Origin of the sequence: Citrobacter sp. S55_ASV_140, from assembly GCF_018919505.1 — a bacterium.
GTDB classification, from domain to species: Bacteria; Pseudomonadota; Gammaproteobacteria; order Enterobacterales; family Enterobacteriaceae; genus Citrobacter; species Citrobacter werkmanii.
On record NZ_JAHLQZ010000007.1, the window covers coordinates 40000 to 62807 of the forward strand.

Annotated in this window: 21 protein-coding genes; 8 read left to right on the forward strand and 13 right to left on the reverse strand. The window is 52.1% G+C overall.

Annotated elements, in window-relative coordinates:
• Positions 1 to 15 precede the first annotated feature (15 nt).
• The 4 genes from KQJ18_RS02630 to dapA all read right to left on the reverse strand — a co-directional run bounded on the left by KQJ18_RS02630 (position 16) and on the right by dapA (position 3762).
• Positions 16 to 879, reverse strand: a complete 864-nt coding sequence (locus tag KQJ18_RS02630; RefSeq protein WP_085049253.1) for a neutral zinc metallopeptidase — start codon at positions 877 to 879, stop codon at positions 16 to 18.
• A 128-nt stretch (positions 880 to 1007) separates the two neighbouring features.
• Positions 1008 to 1721 (reverse strand): phosphoribosylaminoimidazolesuccinocarboxamide synthase, encoded by a 714-nt coding sequence (gene purC / locus KQJ18_RS02635; protein WP_003835086.1) that lies wholly within the window; start codon positions 1719 to 1721, stop codon positions 1008 to 1010.
• A 111-nt stretch (positions 1722 to 1832) separates the two neighbouring features.
• Positions 1833 to 2867 (reverse strand): outer membrane protein assembly factor BamC, encoded by a 1035-nt coding sequence (gene bamC / locus KQJ18_RS02640; RefSeq protein WP_038642564.1) that lies wholly within the window; start codon positions 2865 to 2867, stop codon positions 1833 to 1835.
• A gap of 16 nt (positions 2868 to 2883) precedes the next feature.
• Entirely contained in the window at positions 2884 to 3762 is an 879-nt protein-coding gene (dapA, locus tag KQJ18_RS02645) for a 4-hydroxy-tetrahydrodipicolinate synthase (protein WP_006683510.1), read from the reverse strand.
• 145 nt (positions 3763 to 3907) lie between these two features.
• On the opposite strand from dapA, the gene KQJ18_RS02650 reads away from it, so the two are divergent.
• Positions 3908 to 4480 (forward strand): glycine cleavage system transcriptional repressor, encoded by a 573-nt coding sequence (locus tag KQJ18_RS02650; RefSeq protein WP_038642566.1) that lies wholly within the window; start codon positions 3908 to 3910, stop codon positions 4478 to 4480.
• The gene (gene bcp / locus KQJ18_RS02655; RefSeq protein WP_038642568.1) at positions 4480 to 4950 is read left to right on the forward strand and encodes a thioredoxin-dependent thiol peroxidase; all 471 of its coding nucleotides are present in this window, start codon (positions 4480 to 4482) and stop codon (positions 4948 to 4950) included. Before KQJ18_RS02650 ends, bcp begins: the two co-directional genes overlap by 1 nt.
• 110 nt (positions 4951 to 5060) lie before the next feature.
• On the opposite strand, the gene iadA is transcribed toward bcp, so the two are convergent.
• The 4 genes from iadA to KQJ18_RS02675 all read right to left on the reverse strand — a co-directional run bounded on the left by iadA (position 5061) and on the right by KQJ18_RS02675 (position 8589).
• Positions 5061 to 6224 carry a beta-aspartyl-peptidase gene (gene iadA / locus KQJ18_RS02660; protein ID WP_085049254.1) on the reverse strand — a complete coding sequence of 388 codons (1164 nt, stop codon included), beginning with the start codon at positions 6222 to 6224 and terminating at the stop codon, positions 5061 to 5063.
• 11 nt (positions 6225 to 6235) lie between these two features.
• On the reverse strand, positions 6236 to 6697 hold the full coding sequence (locus KQJ18_RS02665) for a YjiG family protein (protein ID WP_003037948.1): 462 nt from the start codon (positions 6695 to 6697) through the stop codon (positions 6236 to 6238).
• A gap of 1 nt (position 6698) precedes the next feature.
• On the reverse strand, positions 6699 to 7358 hold the full coding sequence (locus tag KQJ18_RS02670) for a nucleoside recognition domain-containing protein (protein ID WP_085049255.1): 660 nt from the start codon (positions 7356 to 7358) through the stop codon (positions 6699 to 6701).
• A gap of 166 nt (positions 7359 to 7524) precedes the next feature.
• A complete protein-coding gene (locus KQJ18_RS02675; protein ID WP_006683504.1) occupies positions 7525 to 8589 on the reverse strand; it encodes an AI-2E family transporter in 1065 nt (354 codons plus the stop codon).
• A gap of 226 nt (positions 8590 to 8815) precedes the next feature.
• Here KQJ18_RS02675 and bepA point away from each other — a divergent pair, with 226 nt between their 5' ends.
• Together bepA and arsC are read left to right on the forward strand one after the other, a co-directional pair.
• The gene (gene bepA / locus KQJ18_RS02680; protein WP_216421361.1) at positions 8816 to 10279 is read left to right on the forward strand and encodes a beta-barrel assembly-enhancing protease; all 1464 of its coding nucleotides are present in this window, start codon (positions 8816 to 8818) and stop codon (positions 10277 to 10279) included.
• Positions 10280 to 10350: 71 nt separating this feature from the next.
• Positions 10351 to 10710 (forward strand): arsenate reductase (glutaredoxin), encoded by a 360-nt coding sequence (gene arsC / locus KQJ18_RS02685; protein WP_216421366.1) that lies wholly within the window; start codon positions 10351 to 10353, stop codon positions 10708 to 10710.
• A 34-nt stretch (positions 10711 to 10744) separates the two neighbouring features.
• Here arsC and KQJ18_RS02690 read toward each other — a convergent pair whose 3' ends face one another.
• From KQJ18_RS02690 to KQJ18_RS02705, 4 genes are all read right to left on the reverse strand, one after another.
• A complete protein-coding gene (locus tag KQJ18_RS02690; protein WP_216421371.1) occupies positions 10745 to 11446 on the reverse strand; it encodes a DnaA inactivator Hda in 702 nt (233 codons plus the stop codon).
• A 95-nt stretch (positions 11447 to 11541) separates the two neighbouring features.
• A complete protein-coding gene (gene uraA, locus KQJ18_RS02695; RefSeq protein WP_038642578.1) occupies positions 11542 to 12831 on the reverse strand; it encodes a uracil permease in 1290 nt (429 codons plus the stop codon).
• Positions 12832 to 12927: 96 nt separating this feature from the next.
• Positions 12928 to 13554, reverse strand: a complete 627-nt coding sequence (upp, locus tag KQJ18_RS02700; protein WP_038642580.1) for a uracil phosphoribosyltransferase — start codon at positions 13552 to 13554, stop codon at positions 12928 to 12930.
• Between the two features lie 183 nt (positions 13555 to 13737).
• Positions 13738 to 15168, reverse strand: a complete 1431-nt coding sequence (locus tag KQJ18_RS02705) for a 6-phospho-beta-glucosidase (protein ID WP_159121852.1) — start codon at positions 15166 to 15168, stop codon at positions 13738 to 13740.
• Between the two features lie 295 nt (positions 15169 to 15463).
• Between KQJ18_RS02705 and purM the strand changes: the two genes are divergently transcribed.
• The 4 genes from purM (at position 15464) to ppx (ending at position 20931) form a co-directional block, all read left to right on the forward strand.
• A complete protein-coding gene (purM, locus tag KQJ18_RS02710) occupies positions 15464 to 16501 on the forward strand; it encodes a phosphoribosylformylglycinamidine cyclo-ligase (protein ID WP_069324467.1) in 1038 nt (345 codons plus the stop codon).
• A complete protein-coding gene (gene purN, locus KQJ18_RS02715) occupies positions 16498 to 17139 on the forward strand; it encodes a phosphoribosylglycinamide formyltransferase (RefSeq protein WP_216421367.1) in 642 nt (213 codons plus the stop codon). Before purM ends, purN begins: the two co-directional genes overlap by 4 nt.
• Before the next feature lie 179 nt (positions 17140 to 17318).
• On the forward strand, positions 17319 to 19385 hold the full coding sequence (ppk1, locus tag KQJ18_RS02720) for a polyphosphate kinase 1 (RefSeq protein WP_069324466.1): 2067 nt from the start codon (positions 17319 to 17321) through the stop codon (positions 19383 to 19385).
• A 4-nt stretch (positions 19386 to 19389) separates the two neighbouring features.
• The gene (ppx, locus tag KQJ18_RS02725; protein WP_038642590.1) at positions 19390 to 20931 is read left to right on the forward strand and encodes an exopolyphosphatase; all 1542 of its coding nucleotides are present in this window, start codon (positions 19390 to 19392) and stop codon (positions 20929 to 20931) included.
• Here ppx and KQJ18_RS02730 read toward each other — a convergent pair.
• Positions 20911 to 22808 (reverse strand): EAL domain-containing protein (locus tag KQJ18_RS02730; RefSeq protein WP_216421370.1); only part of this gene is annotated, 1898 nt, incomplete at its 5' end. The genes ppx and KQJ18_RS02730 overlap by 21 nt on opposite strands.

Below are 22808 nucleotides of genomic sequence, written 5' to 3' on the forward strand. Positions count from 1 at the left end.
CCCTGCCTCTGTCTCTTAAATGCCTTTTCCAAAAGTATTGCACTGCCCCGGATCGCCGCTGTCAAAGCCACGTTTGAACCAGGTAAAGCGCTGTTCAGAGGTTCCGTGGGTAAAGCTGTCCGGTACAACGCGGCCTTGTCCTTGCTGCTGCAAGCGATCGTCACCAATAGCTTGCGCGGCGTTCAGCGCCTCTTCCAGATCGCCGGACTCCAGCACGCCCTGCTGCTGCATACTATGGCCCCAGACGCCGGCAAAGCAATCCGCCTGCAGTTCCATACGCACGGAAAGACGGTTCACTTCAGCCTGTGAGGCATTCTGTTGCATCTGACGAACTTTCGGTTCAATACCCAGCAGTTTCTGCACGTGGTGGCCCACTTCATGGGCGATAACATAGCCCTGAGCAAAATCACCATCGGCGCCCAGCTTGTTTTTCATATCGTCGTAGAAGGAGAGGTCGATGTACACGGTGCCATCCGCCGGGCAGTAAAACGGGCCCATCACGGACTGGCCTGCGCCGCATCCGGTACGCGTAGCGCCCCGATACATCACCAGCTTCGGCTGTTGATAGGTCCGGCCCATTTTTTCAAACTGCTGTCCCCAGGTATCCTCCGTGGTGGCCAGAATCACCGAGGTAAATTTTGCCGCTTCATCATCATTTGGGCTGATGGAGTGTGATGATTGCTGTTGGGAAACGGGTTGACCGGTCATTAATCCGGTGAGATCCACGCCATAATAACCTGCGACCAGCACCACTATCAGCAGGATGATGCCGCCTTTACCACTGGGCAAACGAAAACCAGGCCCGCCCATAGAAGGGCCGCCAGAGCTGTTTCGTCTGTCTTCTACATTGTCACTTTCACGACGCCCTTGCCAACGCATAATCACCTCAACTTTTTATTCATTATGATGATGATCGTAGGCGGTTCGGAACAGGATTACCATAAGAAACAGTAATCAAAATCGGCGAGATTGATGAGCCGGTGAGCGATCGCCGGCTCAAAGGGGAATTAGTCTAACTTGACACCCAGGCGATGCGCGACGGCTTCATAGGCTTCGATCAGACCGCCCAGGCTCTGGCGGAAGCGATCTTTGTCCATTTTATCCAGCGTTTCTTTGTCCCACAGACGGCTACCGTCCGGTGAGAATTCATCACCCAGCACCACTTCACCTTTATACAAGCCAAACTCAAGTTTGAAATCGACCAGAATCAGGCCCGCATCATCGAACATCTTTTTCAGCACGTCGTTCGCTTTGTAGGTCAGCTCTTTCATACGCGCCAGATTCTCTTTGCTCACCCAACCAAAAGTTTCGCAATAGGAATCGTTAATCATTGGATCGTGCATAGCATCGTTTTTCAGGAACAGATCAAACAGCGGCGGATTCAGTTCAATACCTTCCTCAACGCCTAAACGCTTAACCAGTGAGCCCGCCGCGCGGTTACGCACCACACATTCAACCGGTACCATCTCCAGTTTTTTCACCAGACATTCGGTATCGGAAAGCAGTCGCTCCATCTGGGTAGGAATGCCCGCTTCTTGCAGTTTAGTCATAATGAAATGGTTGAACTTATTATTCACCATGCCTTTACGGTCAAACTGTTCAATGCGCGCGCCATCCCCTGCTGACGTATCATTGCGGAATTCGAGCACCAACAGGTCCGGGTTTTCCGTGCTGTATACGGTCTTCGCTTTACCACGATACAACTCAGCTTGCTTTTGCATCTTTATTACTCCTGGGTGTGAATTAACGATAAATATTGCGTTTTTCTGCCGACGCACACGTTTGCGTATCATATCAGAAAAAAAGGGCTGGAGTTATCCAGCCCTTCATTTTTACTTACTGAACGCTGCCTGGAAGACGGCGACCAGCGCGTCGTTCTGGCTTTGCGTCAGGGTATGCCCCTTCGGATCGATAAACTGCATACTACTGCGGTTATCTAAATCACCGACCTGCAGTTTATAGTCGCCAGACACTAAACCTGGATCGCTTGCGCCCAGTTCCTGCCAGCTGCTATCAGACAGTGGTTTGTAGGTCACGGCGATGCTGCCCTGAGAACGGGTGCTGTCGGTCACTTTCATGCCCACTTTCTCAAGCGCTGCCGGCAGACGCTGCCACACCACGTTGAACGGTCCACGCACCACCAGCATTGGTAAACCAGTGTCGTCGGCGGCGCTCTGAACATCCATGGTTGCTGCAGAGCGGTTCTGCGCGGCATTCGCAGCATCTGTGGCGTTCTTATCCAGACCAGCTGAGATGACGTTCATCATCTCAGCGCTGTAACGCTGCATAGATGCCGCATCGGCTACAGGTTTACCCGCCTGCTCGAGGTTAGTCAGTTTCACCGTTACCGCTTGCTGATAGCCCTGCGGTTTAACCGAGATTTGATAACGTCCACGGTACTGCTCGTCTTCATCCAGACGGTTCCAGTCAACCCAGTCGGTGGTCAACGTCTGGCTGGCATCATCACGCTTAGCGATCGTGTAGTTTTTAGACTGAATGACGCTAACGACCTGTGGCCACAGCGTGTTGCCACGACCATTTTCCACCAGTAATGTCGACGTATCACCTGCGATCTGGGTACGAGCGCCAGTGACTAACGCTAACGGCTGGGCCGGTGGGCGAATATCCAGCGCTTTACCCACGGCACCGCTACCGTTGGTTACCGGGATATTATAATCACCTGACATAACCGGCAGAATCATCCCAGCTGGCGCATGAAGCTCAGCAAGCGGTGCGGCCTCCAGATAGGATTCATCACCGCTCACCTGGCGCTTATAGCGCGAGTCAGAACTACAGGCCGCGAGCAACATAACAAGCGAAACACCCGCAACCTTGGCCAGGCGCGACTTTTGTACTGAGTAAGCCATCAAATCTCCCTAAACTTTACAGCAAACCGGCATGCTTAAGCGCCGCCTTGACGATTTCACGAGCATTGTCCGTGATTGGCGTCATCGGCAGACGCAGCGTATCGGTCGCCACAAGTCCCAACTCCTTACATGCCCATTTCACTGGGATAGGATTGGGTTCGACAAAAAGTTTGTTGTGTAACGGCATCAGACGCTGGTTAATTACCCGCGCCTCGGCAAAATGCCCTGCAGCCGCCAGTTTGCACATTTCAGCCATGTCACGCGCCGCAACGTTAGACGTTACGGAAATCACGCCATGACCACCGAGCTGCATAAAATCCAGTCCGGTCGCGTCATCACCGCTGAGCAGAATGAAGTCGTCTGAAACCAGCTCTTTGATCTGGTGAACGCGACTTAAGTTCCCCGTGGCCTCTTTAATAGCGATAATATTTTTTACTTTCGCCAGACGGCCAACGGTTTCTGGCAGCATATCGCAGCCAGTACGGGACGGCACATTATACAGAATTTGCGGCAGGTCAGTATGTTCAGCGATGGCTTTGAAATGCTGGAACAAACCTTCCTGGGTTGGGCGGTTGTAATACGGCGTCACCGTCAGACAGCCGACAACACCGCTATCGTTGAAACGCTGCGTCAGACTAATGGCTTCTGCGGTCGCATTGGCGCCCGTTCCGGCAATAACCGGAATACGCCCGTCGGCCAGCTCCAGCGTCATCATCACCACATCGCCATGTTCATCATGACTCAGGGTGGCAGACTCACCGGTGGTGCCAACCGAAACGATCGCCGAGGTGCCGCTGGCGACATGATAATCAATCAGTTTTTTCAGGCTCGACCGGCAGACTTTACCTTTCTCATCCATCGGCGTAACAAGCGCGACAATACTTCCCGTGAACATGGGCCATCCTCTGTGCAAACAAGTGTCTCAATGGTACGTTTGGTACGACAATAAAAGCAAGCGACCAGAGCCGTTCTGATTGTTGTATGCATGTTTTTTTTATGCTTTCCTTATGATTACCTCACCGCTCAAAGGAAGAACAGGTTTGACATCGTCATCGCAACACTATCTGGTCATTACTGCGCTGGGTGCCGACCGCCCAGGAATTGTGAACACCATCACGCGTCATGTCAGCAGTTGCGGCTGTAATATCGAAGACAGCCGACTGGCGATGCTGGGTGACGAATTCACATTTATCATGCTGCTGTCAGGCACCTGGAATGCCATCACCCTGATTGAATCAACCTTGCCGTTGAAAGGCGCTGAGCTGGATTTATTGATTGTCATGAAGCGCACGACTGCGCGTCCCCGCCCAGCAATGCCCGCCACGGTATGGGTGCAGGTCGATGTCCCCGATTCTCCACATTTGATTGAACGCTTTACCGCCCTGTTTGATAGCCACCAAATGAATATTGCGGAACTGGTTTCACGCACGCAACCGGCTGAGAATGGAAAGACGGCGCAGCTGTTTATTCAAATTACCGCACATAGTCCTGCGTCACATGACGCGGCAAATATTGAAGATGCGTTTAAAGCACTCTGTACAGAACTCAATGCGCAAGGCAGTATTAACGTCGTCAATTACTCACAGCATGATGAACAGGATGGAGTTAAGTAATGAACCCACTGAAAGCCGGTGATATCGCACCGAAATTTAGCTTGCCGGATCAAGACGGAGAACAAGTAAATTTAACCGACTTCCAGGGACAGCGTGTTCTGGTTTATTTTTACCCGAAAGCCATGACACCCGGCTGTACCGTACAGGCCTGCGGCCTACGCGATAACATGGATGAGTTAAAAAAAGCAGGTGTTGAAGTGCTGGGAATCAGCACCGATAAACCGGAAAAACTTTCCCGATTCGCGGAGAAAGAAGTTCTTAACTTCACGCTCTTGTCCGACGAAGATCATCAGGTTTGCGAGCAGTTCGGCGTCTGGGGTGAGAAGTCATTTATGGGCAAAACCTACGATGGCATCCACCGCATCAGCTTCCTGATTGATGCTGAAGGGAAAATTGAGCATGTGTTTGATAACTTCAAAACCAGCAATCACCACGACGTGGTAATGAACTGGCTGAAAGAGAACGCCTGATTCACGTTTTTCTGAAAAAAGCCTGATGGCGCTTTGCTTATCAGGCCTACAATTTGCACACTTTATAGGCCGGATAAGGCGTTTACGCCGCCATCCGGCATCAACCTCGGTTATTCAAACGTCCCTTTGACGCAGGCTTTTTTCTCTCTGACTACCACTTTTCCCTTCGCCCACAGGTGATTCACCTCCAGCGCGTCGTTCAGCACCAGAATATCCGCATCGCATCCCACAGCCAGACGCCCTTTATGCTCCAGCCCTAAAAATTCTGCCACCGTACGCGTCAGCGGACACAGCGCCTGTTCCAGCGGTATAGCATGAACCTTCACCAACTGGCGCACCGTTTCCGCCAGTGATTCAAACCCCGCGACGCCAATCCCGGTGAGATTACCTGACTCATCAAATTCCGGTTGGCTGCCGTTGCCGTCCGAGCTCAGGGTAATGCGCGACAGCGGCACATTTTGGCGCAGCGCCGTGGCAATAGCCGTGGCCGGATCAACAGGCTCATCAATGCTGCTGGTAATATCGATAAAACCGCCTTTGCGGGCATACTCCAGTGCCGCCTGGAACAAGGGTTCCGCACGGTTAACGTGAGTCGGCAACAGTTTAGTTATCGGCACGTCGCAGTTTTCAAGGATCTGATACAACGGTTCCAGCATGCGCGGGCTGTCGCCCATATGGAAAACGCTGATCCCCGGTTTGCGCCCTAACAATCCACCGACGCGCGACTGCGCCGCCATGTTCGCCAGTGCCTGAGTATCTGGTGCTGAAGAACGATGGTCCGAAATCGCACACTTCACGCCAATCACTTTATCGATCAGCGCTACGTCGCGATCGATGCTGCCGGTGATAGTCGGGGAAGGCAGAGAATACGCACCGGTCAGCATCCAGGCACTGATACCTTCAAACTCCAGCGCGCGGGTTTTCGCCAGCAGCGACTCCGGATGACGGGTAATACCATCTGTGCCCAGCAATCCCACCACCGAAGTGACGCCAGCTTCAACCAGCCGTGACAAACGCACTTCCGGCGTGCGGGTGTGCGGACCCGCTTCACCGCCACCGCCAATCAAATGGACGTGCTGATCGATAAACCCCGGGCACACAATCGCGCCGTCCAGATTGACGCACTCGCAGCCGGGAAAGTCTTCAGGGGAAATCGACGGCGCGATGGCAACAATTTTGCTGCCGGATACCAGTATATCCTGTCGCCCTAAATCTTCCGGCGCGTACACATGTCCCTGCTGGAACAATGTCAAATTAAGAATTGAACAGTTCATAACCTTCCTTGTCAGGCAATAACCTGCATGACCCAAATAGAGAGCAGTGCATTAATGACGCACACCGCAATAATAAGCGGATAGTAACGAGGATGGACCCCCGCAGTCCCCAAACAACGTCCCACATTTTGCACCGGATTACCCATCAGGTAGATAGCGGGTAATAATACCGTGGCATCATGTCCCGAAAGCGTACCGGCAACAACCAGGCTGGCGCAAACACCGACGCCGCCTCCCATACTCATGACCGCCGCCAGCAGGACGGTGGCAGATTCGCCCGGCAGCCCCCATAACGCCATCACGGGCTCACATACCCGCCCGACAATCTCGAGCAGCCCCGTTACTTTCAGCGCCTGGATAATCACAAACGCCATCACCACGTTCGGTAACAGGCTGGTTGTTGCTATGGTAAACCCCCGCCGTGCGCCATCGATAAACATATCCATGACGTTTTTACGTACCTGCGTTGTCATCTCAGGCCTCCTGCTGCGTACGGCGATTTTCCAACTGCGCAATCCATAAGCGCAGCAGGTTAGCCCCCACAAATTTGAACACGAGGATCACCGCCAGCGGCGTAATCACCGGAACGGTAACCATCGTAAACAGCGCGGCCCCTGAGGAAAAATAGTTGGTAATACAGGCGCTGCCGCTGGTTTGCCAGCAGGCAAAAACGGCACGTTCCTGTTCAGTGATAATGCCCTCTTCAGCCATTTCTTTCGTCATCCCGGCTGCGGCATCGGTATTTTGCAAATTCGCGATCAGCGCCAGCGAACAAACACCTGGAATTCCGAGCAACGGGCGCAGGACTGGCGTCATTAACTGTTGTGCGGCGCGCAATCCACCTAACCCTTCGGTGACGGAGATAATCCCCAGAGAAAGAATGACGGAAGGCGCCAGCTCCAGTGCGAATAAAAAGCCATCTTTAGCGCCCATGCCACCCGTGCCGCGAAAAGAGATCGCCGTATCGCCTGCCGCATTAACCTTCCCAAACGCACCGTTAAGGACGGTGAAGTCAAATACCCGCCACCATTCGGTACTTTTCGCAAACATGCCGGAAAAAAGAATAATTGTAATAAAAAAAGCGAGATAACCGCCCCATCCCACCTTTTGCTGCGTGTGTGTGTTGTGACCCATGTTGTTCTCCTGTTGGTCTTATTCCTTGCGTGACGAAAAGACATCACGCGGGTCAAGTTAAAGACAAACGCGGAGAAAAACGACACCAGAGGAGATTATTCAGAAAGTGTGGATAGAGGTCAGACAAGTTCAGCTCCGGCGACATTGCATCGCCGGAGTTTGCAGATTAAGGTTCGTCAACGGCCTGACCATCAGGCCAGGCATGCATGACGGCTTTGATAAGCGTCGCCAGAGGAATCGCAAAGAATACGCCCCAGAATCCCCACAGCCCGCCAAAAATAACGACCGACAGAATAATCACCAGCGGGTGCAGGTTAACGGCCTCGGAGAACAGTACCGGGACCAGCAGATTACCGTCCAGCGCCTGGATTATCAGATACACGGCAAAGCAGCTCCAGAACTCGGTGCCAAGCCCGAACTGGAACAACGCCACTCCGACGACCGGAATCGTCACCACAAAAGCGCCGATATACGGGATCAAAACCGAGAACCCCACCAGCACCGCCAATAGCAGAGAATAGTTGAGGCCAAACAGCAGGAAGCCGAGCCAGGTCGCCACGCCGACCACCACCATTTCCAGCACCTTTCCGCGGATATAGTTGGTGATTTGCTGATTCATCTCTTTCCATACCTGTCCCGCCAGTCCGCGATTACGCGGCAGTACCCGACGCACGGCGTTCAGCATCTGACCCTTATCTTTGATCAGGAAGAACACCATCAACGGGACAAGCACCAGATAGACCGCCAGCGTCAGCAATCCGACCAGAGAGGCTAACGAATATTTCACCACCGAATCGCCCATGGTGAGCATCCGCGAGCGCATATTCTCCGCCATCGCATCAATAATGCCCGCATCCATCAGCGCCGGATAACGTCGTGGTAAAGTGGCGGCAAAATCAGATAATTTATTGAGCATACCGGGCATATCGCGGATCAGGTAAATCCCCTGCTGCCACGCGACGGGCATCACCACAAACGCCATCAGCAGCAAAATACCGACAAACACCACCAGCACAATTGATGTCGCCCAGCGCCGTGAACAGCCGATATGTTCCAGCCGTACAGTCGGCCACTCAAGCAGGTACGCCAGCACAATGGCGACCAACAGCGGCGCCAAAAGACCGCTAAAGAAGAACAGGATGCCAAAACCGGCAACCAGAATAATTAGCAGGGCGATGGCCTCGGGGTCGCTAAAGCGGCGGCGATACCATTGCATCAACATTTCGAGCATAAAACCCTTCCATGAACCCAATAGCGGGATTGCGATCCCGAATTGTATCGAAATGTCACAAAAAAGACTTCGCTTTTTATGGCTGATTACGCAAAGTGAAAAGACATTTTTCCTGGGTGTTCATCGTCAGGTTTCACAGTTACACTCCCTAAGCTTGCGGAGTGTGAACGATACTTCACGGCATTGGTCAAATGGCTATCTCAAAAAAGAATACAGGACAGAGGTTATGTTCAGGCAGTTGAAAAAAAACCTGGTTGCTACCCTCATTGCCGCACTGACCATCGGTCAGGTTGCGCCCGCATTTGCCGACCCCGCGGACACCCTGCCTGATATGGGAACCTCGGCAGGGAGTACCCTTTCCATAGGACAGGAAATGCAGATGGGCGATTTTTATGTACGCCAGCTGCGGGGCAGCGCGCCGTTAATTAACGATCCGTTGCTGACCCAATATATTAATAGTCTGGGGATGCGTTTAGTTGCACACGCCGACTCGGTAAAAACGCCCTTCACCTTCTTTTTAATCAACAACGATGAAATTAACGCCTTTGCCTTCTTTGGCGGCAACGTTGTTTTGCACTCCGCACTGTTCCGCTATTCCGATAACGAAAGCCAACTGGCATCGGTTATGGCGCACGAAATTTCCCACGTCACGCAGCGTCACCTGGCGCGAGCGATGGAAGATCAGAAACGCAGCGCCCCGCTAACGTGGGTCGGTGCGTTAGGATCCATTTTATTGGCGATGGCCAGTCCCCAGGCGGGTATGGCGGCGCTGACCGGTACGCTGGCGGGTACGCGCCAGGGAATGATCAGCTTTACGCAGCAAAACGAACAGGAAGCGGACCGCATCGGTATTCAGGTACTGCAACGTTCGGGATTCGATCCCCAGGCCATGCCGACGTTCCTGGAAAAACTGCTCGATCAGGCCCGTTACTCTTCGCGTCCACCGGAAATTTTGCTGACCCACCCCCTGCCAGAAAGCCGTCTGGCAGATGCGCGTAACCGCGCCAACCAGATGCGCCCGGTCGTCGTCCAGTCTTCAGAAGATTTTTATCTGGCCAAGGCGCGAACCTTAGGCATGTATAACTCTGGTCGCAACCAGTTGACCGATGACTTGCTGAGTAGCTGGTCGAAAGGCAACGTACGCGAGCAACGTGCGGCGCAGTATGGTCGGGCGTTGCAGGCAATGGAGGCCAGTAAATACGACGAGGCGCGTAAAGCGCTGCAACCATTGCTGACGGCCGAACCAAACAATGCCTGGTATCTTGACCTGGCAACGGATATCGATCTCGGCCAGAAGAAAACCGGCGACGCGATTAATCGCCTTAAAAATGCTCGAGACCTGCGAGTCAACCCGGTACTGCAGCTCAACCTGGCAAATGCGTATTTACAGGGCGGACAAGCCAAAGAAGCAGCCAATATCCTGAATCGTTATACGTTTAACTATAAGGATGACCCTAACGGCTGGGATTTGTTAGCGCAAACGGAGGCTGCTCTCGGTAACCGCGATCAGGAACTGGCTGCCCGTGCGGAAGGGTATGCCCTTGCAGGGCGTCTTGACCAGGCGATTTCGATGCTCAGCAGCGCAAGTTCGCAGGTCAAACTGGGAAGCCAGCAGCAGGCCAGATACGATGCCCGTATCGACCAGTTGCGCCAGTTGCAAGAACGTTTTAAACCGTATACGAAGATGTAATTATCGAACTCTTGCCGGATGGCGATGCTGTAGCGTCGCCATCCGGCAGTATTGTTATGCAAGGAGAAGTCATGCCAGACGCGATTAAAATCTACCATAACCCACGTTGTTCCAAGAGCCGCGAAACGCTGGAATTGCTGAAGTCCAACGGCGTGGACCCGGAAGTAGTACTGTATCTGGAAACGCCAGCAGACGCCGCAACCTTGCGTGAACTGCTGCAGATGCTGGACATGTCCAGCGCGCGCGAACTGATGCGCCAGAAAGAAGATCTCTACAAGTCGCTTAACCTGGCGGACAAGAATTTGAGTGAAGATGCGCTGATTCAGGCCATGGTAGACAACCCGAAACTGATGGAGCGCCCCATTGTGGTTGCCAAAGGCCAGGCGCGGATCGGACGTCCGCCGGAGCAGGTACTGGAAATCGTCGGTTAACCAGAAATCGCCGCACTCTTTTCGGCTGCGGCGTTTACAGTTTCAAAATCTCTTTTACGAACGGAATGGTCAGCTTCCGCTGGGCGGTGATCGATGCGTGATCAAGCTGATCCAACGTCATAAACAGCGTACGCATTTCCCGATCCAGACGTTTAAGCAGGAAACGTCCCACATCTTCCGGCAGTTCAAACCCACGAAGCCTGGCGCGTAATTGCAGCGCCTGCAGCTTATCTTCATCGGAAAGCGGCTGCAGCTTGTAGATCTGTCCCCAGTCCAGGCGCGAGGCGAGATCCGGTAACCCCAGATTGAGCTGCCTTGGCGGGCGATCGCCGGTGATCAGCAGACGCGTTTTCCCCGACTCCAGAATACGGTTGTAGAGATCAAAGATCGCCATTTCCCACAGCGAATCACCGGCCACACATTCGATGTTATCGATGCATACCAGTGATAAATGCTCCATACCGTCGAGCACCTCGGGAACAAACCAGGTGCGCTTATCGAGCGGCACGTAGCCTACCGCATCGCCGCGCGAAGACAGTTCCGCACAGGCTGCATGCAGCAAATGACTACGGCCAGCGCCTTCACGCGACCAGAGATAAATATACCCGCTATGTTCCTGACGCAGCACGTTTTGCAGTGCAGCCAGTAAAGAGGAGTTATCCCCCGGCCAGAAACTTGCAAACGTTTCGTCGTCAGGAAGATAAAGTGGCAAAGAGAGCTGTGCCGGTGTGTTCAGAGATACCTCAACCCAGGATTTCATAAAATCGCGTTGAGTTTAACACAGAAATGCGTCGCGATAGAACCGGGCAGCGATGCCGCCCGGTCAGAGACTTACTGTTGCGGGCTGTCTGCATCTTTTGCGTCGAGCACCACTTCTTCCGGACGCAGCAGGCTGATGACTTTAAAAATCAGGCTCAGGCAGACACCGACGATAGTCGCCAGCGCCATGCCTTTCAGCTCTGCGGCGCCAATGTGAACTTTCGCGCCACTCACGCCAATGATCAAAATGACCGAGGTCAGGATCAAGTTCTGAGCTTTGTTGTAGTCAACTTTTGATTCGATCAGTACGCGAATACCGGAAGCACCAATCACGCCATACAGTAACAACGATACGCCGCCCATGACCGGCAGCGGGATGATCTGGATCGCCGCCGCCAGCTTGCCTACACAGGAGAGCAGAATGGCAAAAATCGCGGCGCCGCCAATAACCCAGGTACTGTAAACGCGGGTAATCGCCATTACGCCGATGTTTTCGCCATACGTGGTGTTCGGCGTAGAGCCGAAGAAACCGGAGATGACCGTAGACAGGCCGTTGGCGAACATAGAACGATGCAAACCAGGATCGCGAATCAAATCTTTTTTCACGATATTTGCCGTCACTACCAGGTGTCCGACGTGTTCAGCGATAACCACCAGCGCAGCAGGCAAGATGGTCAGAATGGCAACCCATTCAAAACGCGGCGTGTAGAGAGTCGGCAGCGCAAACCAGTGCGCCTGGGCAATCGGCGTGGTGTCCACAACGCCCATCACGAAAGAGAGCGCATAACCGGCCAGCACCCCAATCAGAATCGGGATAATCGCCATAAAACCGCGGAACAGTACGGAGCCAAATACCGTCACCGCCAGCGTCACCATCGAGATGATGATGGTTTTCGAATCCGGTAATTGCCCTTCAGCAGGCAGTAATCCCGCCATGCCCGCAGCAACACCTGCCAGCTCCAGGCCGATGACGGCAACGATTGCGCCCATCGCCGCCGGAGGGAACATCACATCCAGCCAGCCGGTGCCTGCTTTCTTAACGATGAAAGAAACCAGGCAGAACAGGACGCCGCACATAATGAAACCGCCCAGCGCCACTTCATAACCTAACGGCAGCAGCAGCAGCACCGGAGAAATAAACGCAAAGCTGGAACCGAGATACGCGGGAATTTTACCCTTACAGATAAAGAGATACAGCAACGTACCAATGCCGTTAAACAGCAAAACGGTAGCCGGGTTGATGTGGAACAGAACTGGCACCAGTACCGTAGCGCCAAACATGGCGAACAGGTGCTGCAAACTAAGCGGGATTGTCTGTAAAAGCGGCGGTCTTTCACTTACCCCGATAGCACGGCGCGTCATAGTGTTTTCCTCTGAGTGTTGTTTGTTATTAGCGATTAGGTTGTTGTATTCAAAAAAAAGCCGACTGTTAAAGTCGGCTTCTTTTCACTTATTCGTTTACTTAGTACCAAAAATCTTATCGCCGGCATCGCCAAGCCCCGGAATAATGTATCCGTGCTCGTTCAGTCCCTGATCGATGGAGGCCGTGTACAGCTCAACATCCGGGTGCGCTTTTTCCAGCGCCGCGATACCTTCCGGCGCCGCAACCAGCACCAGCACTTTAATGCTGGTGCAGCCAGCATTTTTCAGCAGGTCGATGGTGGCGATAACGGAACCGCCGGTCGCCAGCATCGGGTCTACGATCAGCGCCATACGCTCATCGATGTTAGAAACCAGCTTCTGGAAATACGGAACCGGCTCCAGCGTTTCTTCGTTACGGTACATACCGACAACGCTGATACGCGCGCTCGGAACGTTTTCCAGTACGCCTTCCATCATGCCCAGACCGGCACGCAGGATTGGCACAACGGTGATTTTTTTACCTTTGATTTGGTCTACTTCAACCGGACCGTTCCAGCCCTCAATGGTCACCTTTTCGGTTTCCAGATCAGCGGTTGCTTCATAAGTCAGCAGGCTGCCAACTTCCGAGGCGAGTTCACGAAAGCGTTTAGTGCTGATATCGTTTTCACGCATCAGTCCCAGCTTGTGTTTGACGAGTGGGTGTTTGACTTCCACGATCTTCATACTCTTCTCCTTTCCTCAGACGAGTGGCAACCACAAAAAAAATCGCCGGATTATACCGCTTTTCGTCTCTGGCGCAACACTGCATCCGCTTGATATGGATCAACCAAAGTCGTTTGCGTCTGGATGATGAGTATAAAACAAGCCCCGTACTCATGGCGGAGCTTGTTATCAATGCTATGAATTTTAAAGATATTCAGCATTAGTCTGGATGACGTTTTGATACCATGAAAAAGATTTCTTGGGCGAGCGTGCTAATGTCCCACTACCGTCATTATTTTTATCGACGTAGATAAACCCGTAGCGTTTTTTCATCTCCCCCGTCCCGGCCGAGACTAAATCAATACACCCCCACGGGGTATATCCCATCAGTTCCACGCCATCTTCCACCACCGCTTTTTTCATCTCACGTATGTGGGCGGCAAGGTAGTCGATACGGTACTGGTCGTTGACTGTACCATCGCTCTCGCGCACGTCGATGGCGCCAAATCCATTTTCGACAATAAATAGCGGCAGTTGATAATGATCCCAGAACCAGTTCAGCGAATAGCGCAGACCGACCGGATCAATCTGCCAGCCCCAGTCCGATTTTTTCACGTACGGGTTAGGTACCAGACTTTTCGACTCATCGTAATCCAACTGGGGGTTATCCGCCGTAGCCTGCGTCGCGAAAGACATATAGTAGCTAAAACCGATGTAATCAACGCAGCCCAGGGCCAGCGCCTGACGGTCTTCCTTGGTGATATCGAGTTCAAAGCCACGGCGAGCAAAGTAGTTGAGAAGATGTTGCGGGTATCTACCACGCACATGCACGTCGGTAAACCAGTAACGACGGTGCATGGCGTTCATCGCCATCATCATATCGTCTGGCGCGCAGGTCAGCGGGTAGATTGGACACATGGCAATCATGCACCCTACCTGCAACGCGGGGTTAATTTCACGCGCGGTCTTCACCGCCAGCGCGCTTGCCACCAGTTCATAGTGCGCAGCCTGGTACATGACCGGCTCGCGATCTTCACCAGGCTGGTACTTCAGACCAGAATTAGTAAAAGGGGCGAAGTCTTCGTGATAATTCGCCTGGTTGTTAATCTCATTAAACGTCATCCAGTACTTCACTTTGTGCTGATAACGCGTGAAAACCACCCCGGCAAAACGGACAAAGAAATCGATAAGTTTACGATTGCGCCAGCCGCCGTATTCCGTCACCAGATGGTAAGGCATCTCAAAATGCGACAGCGTAATTACCGGCTCAATGCCATATTTCAGACATTCGTCGAACAGATCATCATAAAACTGCAGGCCGGCTTCATTGGGTTGCGCTTCATCGCCTAATGGGAAAATACGCGTCCACGCAATGGAAGTACGAAAACATTTAAAGCCCATTTCAGCAAACAGCTTTATGTCCTCTTTATAGCGGTGATAAAAATCAATCGCCTCATGGTTAGGGTAATTTTTACCGGCGATCACACCGTCAGTAATTTCACGCGCCACACCATGCGCCCCCGCCGTCATCACATCAGCAACGCTAATTCCCTTTCCACCTTCCCGCCAGCCACCTTCCAGTTGGTGAGCGGCTACAGCGCCCCCCCACATGAAATCTGCTTTAAATCCAGACATACCTTCCCCCTATCTTTATTGCCCTGTTCAAAACACTCTCGGTGAGGTCCGTAACAGAGAACAGAAACCGGTTTCAGTACGATACTGCGCATTTGGCTGGCTGGTTTCAAGAACAAGAATGTACCCGGTTTCATTTTCGTGGCGCGATTCAAACAAATAGATAAATGACTGTAAAATGCTGAAAAAATCAGCAGATAAAACTTGATGCAGAGCAGGCTCGCAAACGTTTGCTTTCCCTGTTAGAATTGCGCCGAATTTAACTTTTACTGCAAGTAAACATGTGGGGAAGCAGGCAGTGACCGATAAAACCTCTCTTAGCTACAAAGATGCCGGTGTTGATATTGATGCAGGTAATGCTCTGGTTGATCGAATCAAAGGCGTAGTAAAGAAAACGCGTCGCCCGGAAGTGATGGGTGGTCTGGGTGGCTTCGGTGCGCTGTGCGCATTGCCGCAAAAATATCGTGAACCGGTACTGGTTTCCGGCACAGATGGCGTAGGCACAAAACTGCGTCTGGCGATGGACCTGAAACGCCACGACACCATTGGCATCGACCTGGTCGCGATGTGCGTCAACGACCTCGTGGTTCAGGGTGCTGAGCCGCTGTTTTTCCTCGACTACTATGCGACTGGCAAACTGGATGTGGATACCGCAGCCAGCGTCATTAATGGTATTGCCGAAGGCTGTCTGCAGTCAGGCTGTGCGCTGGTGGGCGGTGAAACGGCTGAAATGCCGGGCATGTACCACGGCGAAGATTACGACGTGGCTGGCTTCTGCGTTGGCGTCGTCGAAAAATCCGAGATTATCGACGGTTCAAAAGTGGCTGACGGCGACGTGCTGATTGCGCTCGGCTCCAGCGGCCCGCACTCCAACGGCTACTCCCTGGTACGTAAAATCGTTGAAGTCAGCGGTTGTGACCCTGAAACCACCGAGCTTGAAGGCAAGTCGCTGGCCGATCACTTACTGGCCCCGACCCGTATTTACGTAAAATCCATTCTGGAGCTGATCGAGAAGGTTGATGTGCATGCCATCGCCCACCTGACCGGCGGCGGCTTCTGGGAAAATATTCCGCGCGTCCTGCCAGACAACACGCAGGCAGTGATCGACGAATCCTCATGGCAGTGGCCAGCCGTCTTCACCTGGCTGCAAACGGCGGGTAACGTCAGCCAGCACGAGATGTACCGTACCTTCAACTGCGGCGTCGGCATGGTCATCGCCCTGCCAGCTTCGGAAGTTGACAACGCCCTCGCTTTGCTCAACGAGAAAGGTGAAAACGCATGGAAAATCGGTATCATCAAAGCCTCTGATTCCGAACAGCGTGTGGTCATTGAATGAAAAACATTGTGGTGCTCATTTCCGGTAACGGAAGCAATTTGCAGGCGATCATCGACGCCTGCGAACAGAAAAAAATCAATGGCACCATACGGGCAGTATTCAGTAACAAGGCCGATGCGTTCGGCCTTGAACGTGCACGAGAAGCGAATATTCCGGCACATTCGCTGGAGGCCGCTCAGTTTGCCAGCCGTGACGCATTTGACCGCCAACTGATACAAGAGATTGACGCCTACGGCCCCGATGTCGTGGTGCTGGCCGGTTATATGCGCATCCTCAGCCCGGCGTTTGTTGCTCACTATTCGGAACGGTTGCTGAATATCCACCCGTCTTTATTGCCGAAGTATCCCGGTTTGCACACGCACCGTCAGGTACTGGATAACGGCGATGAAGAGCATGGAACCTCCGTCCATTTTGTTACTGATGAACTGGACGGTGGACCGGTTATTCTCCAGGCCAAGGTTCCGGTATTTGAAGGCGACAGCGAAGATGACGTCACTGCCCGGGTTCAGGCCCAGGAACATGCGATTTACCCGCTGGTGGTAAGCTGGTTTATCGATGGTCGCCTGAAGATGCGCGATAACGCAGCATGGTTGGACGGCGTTTGCCTGCCGCCGCAAGGCTACGCCGCCGACGAATAATCACATCTTCCGGTAGGCCTGATGGCGCTTCGCTTATCCGGCCTACTATTCTTCCCCCCTTTCTCTTTGCTATCAGACAGTTTATTGTCATATTTTTCTGGCACAGTTGGACATCTGAGAGCAATGCTCGCCATAATAAATCGGTAGTGTCCCGTGAATGAAACGGAGTAAAAGTGGTAATGGGTCAGGAAAAGCTATATATCGAGAAAGAACTCAGCTGGTTAGCGTTTAACGAACGTGTACTCCAGGAAGCTGCTGATAAATCAAACCCGTTGATCGAACGGATGCGTTTTTTAGGCATCTATTCCAATAACCTCGACGAGTTTTACAAGGTTCGTTTTGCCGAACTGAAGCGCCGAATCATCATTAGCGAAGAACAGGGTTCAAACTCTCACTCCCGCCATCTGCTCGGCAAAATCCAGGCCCGCGTATTAAAAGCCGATCAGGAATTTGACGGCCTGTATAACGAATTACTGCTGGAAATGGCGCGTAACCAGATTTTCTTAATCAACGAACGCCAATTGTCGGTGAATCAGCAGAGCTGGTTACGCCATTACTTCAAGCAATATCTTCGCCAGCACATTACGCCGATTCTGATTAACCGTGAGACGGATTTAGTCCAGTTTCTGAAAGATGACTATACCTATCTGGCGGTGGAGATTATCCGTGGTGATACGATCCGCTACGCGCTGCTGGAAATCCCTTCTGACAAGGTTCCCCGTTTTGTGAATTTGCCGCCGGAGACCCCGCGTCGTCGTAAGCCGATGATCCTGTTGGACAACATTTTACGTTATTGCCTTGACGATATTTTCAAAGGGTTCTTTGATTACGATGCGCTGAACGCCTATTCGATGAAAATGACCCGCGACGCGGAATACGATTTAGTGCACGAGATGGAATCCAGCCTGATGGAGCTGATGTCATCCAGCCTGAAACAGCGTCTGACCGCCGAGCCTGTGCGCTTTGTTTATCAGCGAGATATGCCTAATGCGCTGGTCGAGGTGCTGCGTGAAAAACTGACCATTTCTCGCTACGACTCCATCGTTCCCGGCGGGCGTTACCATAACTTCAAAGACTTTATTAACTTCCCCAATGTTGGCAAAGCTAACCTGGTGAATAAACCACTGCCCCGTCTGCGTCACATCTGGTTCGATAACGAGAAATTCCGTAACGGATTTGACGCAATCCGCGAGCGTGATGTACTGCTTTATTATCCGTATCACACCTTTGAACATGTGCTGGAACTGCTGCGTCAGGCCTCCTTCGACCCAAGCGTACTGGCGATAAAAATCAACATCTACCGTGTGGCAAAAGACTCGCGCATCATCGACGCGATGATCCATGCCGCGCATAACGGTAAGAAAGTCACTGTCGTCGTGGAACTGCAGGCACGCTTCGATGAAGAAGCCAACATTCACTGGGCCAAACGTCTTACCGAAGCGGGCGTTCACGTCATCTTCTCCGCCCCAGGCCTGAAAATTCACGCCAAGCTGTTTCTTATCTCACGTAAAGAAGGCGATGACGTCGTGCGCTATGCGCATATCGGGACCGGTAACTTCAACGAAAAAACGGCGCGCCTCTATACCGATTACTCATTGCTTACCGCCGATTCACGCATTACTAACGAAGTTCGCCGGGTGTTCAACTTCATTGAAAACCCATATCGTCCGGTAACATTTGATTATCTGTTGGTTTCTCCGCAGAACTCACGTCGCCTGCTGTACGCCATGATCGACAAAGAGATCGCTAACGCACAGCAAGGGTTACCTTCAGGAATTACGTTAAAACTGAATAACCTGGTCGACAAAGGTCTGGTGGATCGTCTCTATGCAGCCTCAGGCTCGGGCGTGCCGGTCAATTTATTGATTCGCGGTATGTGTTCTCTGATCCCGAACCTTGAAGGCATCAGCGATAATATTCGCGTTATCAGCATTGTTGACCGCTACCTCGAACATGACCGGGTTTATATCTTTGAGAACGGCGGCGATAAGCAGGTGTATCTCTCCTCGGCTGACTGGATGACAAGAAATATCGACTATCGTATCGAAGTCGCTACCCCACTACTTGATCCACGCCTCAAGCAACGCGTGCTGGATATCATTGATATTCTGTTTAGCGATACGGTGAAGGCTCGCTTCATCGATAAAGAACTGAGTAATCGCTACGTGCCACGTGGAAACCGCCGTAAGGTTCAGTCACAATTGGCGATTTACGACTACATCAAATCACTCGAGCAACCTGACTAACGATATGCCAATACACGACAAGTCACCACGACCGCAGGAATTTGCTGCGGTCGACCTGGGTTCAAACAGTTTTCATATGGTCATTGCCCGCGTGGTTGATGGTGCAATGCAAATCATCGGACGACTGAAACAACGCGTACATCTGGCGGATGGGCTCGGCGCAGACAACAAGCTGAGCGAAGAAGCAATGGAGCGCGGATTAAGCTGTTTGTCGCTTTTCGCCGAACGACTGCAAGGTTTTCCCCCGTCGAGCGTATGTATCGTGGGAACCCATACTCTACGTCAGGCGCTGAACGCGACCGATTTTCTCAAGCGCGCAGAAAAAGTTATCCCCTACCCGATTGAGATTATTTCTGGCAATGAAGAAGCACGTCTGATTTTTATGGGCGTTGAACACACCCAGCCGGAAAAAGGCCGCAAGCTGGTTATCGATATCGGCGGCGGTTCAACGGAACTGGTGATCGGCGAAGATTTCGAACCCAAACTGGTCGAAAGCCGCCGTATGGGCTGCGTTAGTTTTGCTCAGATGTATTTCCCGGGCGGCGCTATCAGTCGGGAAAACTTCCAGCGCGCCCGCATGGCGGCAGCGCAAAAACTTGAAACGCTAACCTGGCAGTTTCGTATTCAGGGCTGGAACGTTGCGCTGGGCGCGTCGGGTACCATTAAAGCGGCACACGAAGTGCTGCTGGAGATGGGGGAGAAAGATGGTTTTATCACCCCCGAACGTCTGGAAAAACTGACCGCTGAAGTGCTGAAGCACGCGTCATTCGATGCGCTCAGTTTGCCGGGACTGTCAGAAGAACGAAAAGCGGTGTTTGTACCTGGGCTTGCTATTTTGTGCGGCGTTTTTGATGCGCTGGCGATTCGCGAGCTTCGGCTGTCCGATGGCGCGCTACGTGAAGGCGTGTTGTATGAGATGGAAGGCCGTTTTCGCCATCAGGATGTACGTAGCCGCACCGCCAGCAGCCTGGCGAATCAGTACAACATTGACAGTGAGCAAGCCCGGCGTGTGCTGGAAACCACCATGCAGATGTATGACCAGTGGCATATTCAGCAGCCAAAACTGGCCAATCCCCAGTTGGAAGCGTTACTGCGCTGGGCTGCGATGCTGCATGAGGTTGGGCTGAATATTAACCATAGCGGCCTGCATCGCCATTCTGCTTACATTCTACAAAATAGCGATTTACCGGGATTCAATCAGGAACAGCAACTGATGATGGCAACATTAGTTCGTTACCATCGTAAAGCGGTGAAACTTGATGATTTACCCCGCTTTACGCTGTTTAAGAAAAAACAGTTTCTGCCGTTAATCCAGCTATTGCGTCTGGGGGTATTACTGAATAATCAGCGTCAGGCGACAACCACGCCGCCGACCCTGACCCTGCTAACCGAAGACAACCACTGGACCTTACGCTTCCCACATGACTGGTTCAGCCAAAATGCGCTGGTACTGCTCGATCTGGAAAAAGAGCAGCAATACTGGGAAGCGGTAACCGGCTGGCGTCTCAAAATTGAAGAAGAAAGCTCACCCGATATCGCAGCATAAGCTCTTAACAGGTGCCGGCTCGTCTGGCACCTGCTCTTCCAGCGTTTCGCGCAGCGGCAACGGTTTGCCAATCAAATACCCCTGCAGGTAATCAATTCCCAGCGAAATCACCGCGCTGCGTATTTCTTCGCTTTCGACATACTCCGCAACCACCAGCATTCTTTTCATCCGCGCCAGATGACAAATGGAGGCCACGATTTGGTAATCGAGGCTGTTCGAAACGATATTACGAATAAAACTGCCGTCAATTTTCAGGATATCGGCATTCACATTTTTCAGTCGTGCATAGCTGGCATATCCGGTGCCAAAATCATCAATCGCAATCTGACAGCCCAAAGATTGCAGCTGTAGTAACGTCGCCTGTGCCTGTTCCGCATTGGTTAAGGCATTGCTTTCCGTCACCTCAAAGATGAGTTGCCAGGCTTCAACTTTGTATTTCGTCAGTAACTGATTGATGTCATGCGGAAGCCGGGCACGGCATACCGATGTAGGTGATAAGTTAATAGCAAACCGACGGGCAGGCATTTGTTCCCGATTCCGCGCCATAAATTTCAGCGTGTTTTCAATCACCCACATGTCGATGCTGGATGACAAACCAAACTCGTGCGCTACCGGCAAGAAATTATCCGGAGCGATAGTTTCACCATCATCCCCATGAAGTCGCAGCAGAATTTCATGATAGACATCGCCACGCACGCCAGCGATCGGCTGCGCCATCAGGAAAAAGCGATTGTGCTCCAGCGCCTGCTGCAGACGGTTCATCATCGCAACCTTATCTTTCAGGTCACGTTGCAAGTGCATCACGCCGCGTCGCTGCATATTTTCTGGAGAATTGGTCGCCAGAGATATTTCGGCAATGGTGCTTAACTCACCGAGCAATAAATAAATGTGGTTAACCGGAGCGCGAACATAGCAAAAGCTGATGCCAACCTGCGGCTGTAAAGGCATGCCATCCCAGATAAAGCGGAATTGCTTAATATGCCTGTCCAGGGCTTCAATGCGCTCCTGGTGAGCCTCTGTGTTAAAACGCAAAACGAGATCATTACCCGATAATTGATAGACATGCTCATCCGGTTCTAACAGAGGTGTTATCCACTGAGCGAGCTTTTGCTTGTACTGGATACGCAGCATAATGCCGTAATTTTTCACCAGCAGTTCCATGCCGGGCACGCGCAAAAAGCAGAGCACTGACCAGGGCGCTTTTTTCAAATCCCGATTCAACGCACGCAAGTTTGGAATATGTACCATTGGATCATAGAATGCCAGACGATGGTTCCGTCGGGTAACAAACCGCTGGCGCGTTGCCAGTACGGCAATGAAATTCACTATAAAGGAGAAAACCAGATAGCTCGATGAGGTAATGGCAAGCTGGGTATCATAGCCCGAATACCAGGGCATATAGCGCTGATAATAATGAATTGCAGTAATAAGTACGACTGACCATATCAACGAAATAAATCTATAACCGTAACGCATTGCGCCCCATAGCATAACGGGCAGTAACAGTGACAAGGTATAATTCGTGCTAAATATTGAGCTTTGTTCATTTAGCGGCATACACAACATTGACATAAATGCGGCCAATATAATCGACCAGACTGCAAGCTCTGTTTTGGTAACTTTGCTGTCAACCTGCTGCTTTAACTGAGAGAAATAGCCTCTCAGGTGCAATGGATTGCGAATCGTTCGAATAATAAGATAGCACAGTGGTACCCCAACCAGATTCCCCGCCAGCATAGCCTGATAATTGATTAACGTGCCGGTGTTAAAGGGCATTACGCCCACCATGCCTGATTTGCTCTCATAGACGCCCACAAAGGCGGCAAACTGGAAGAGAATCAGAAACAGCGTTGCCGGGCAGAACACCTGCCAGAACA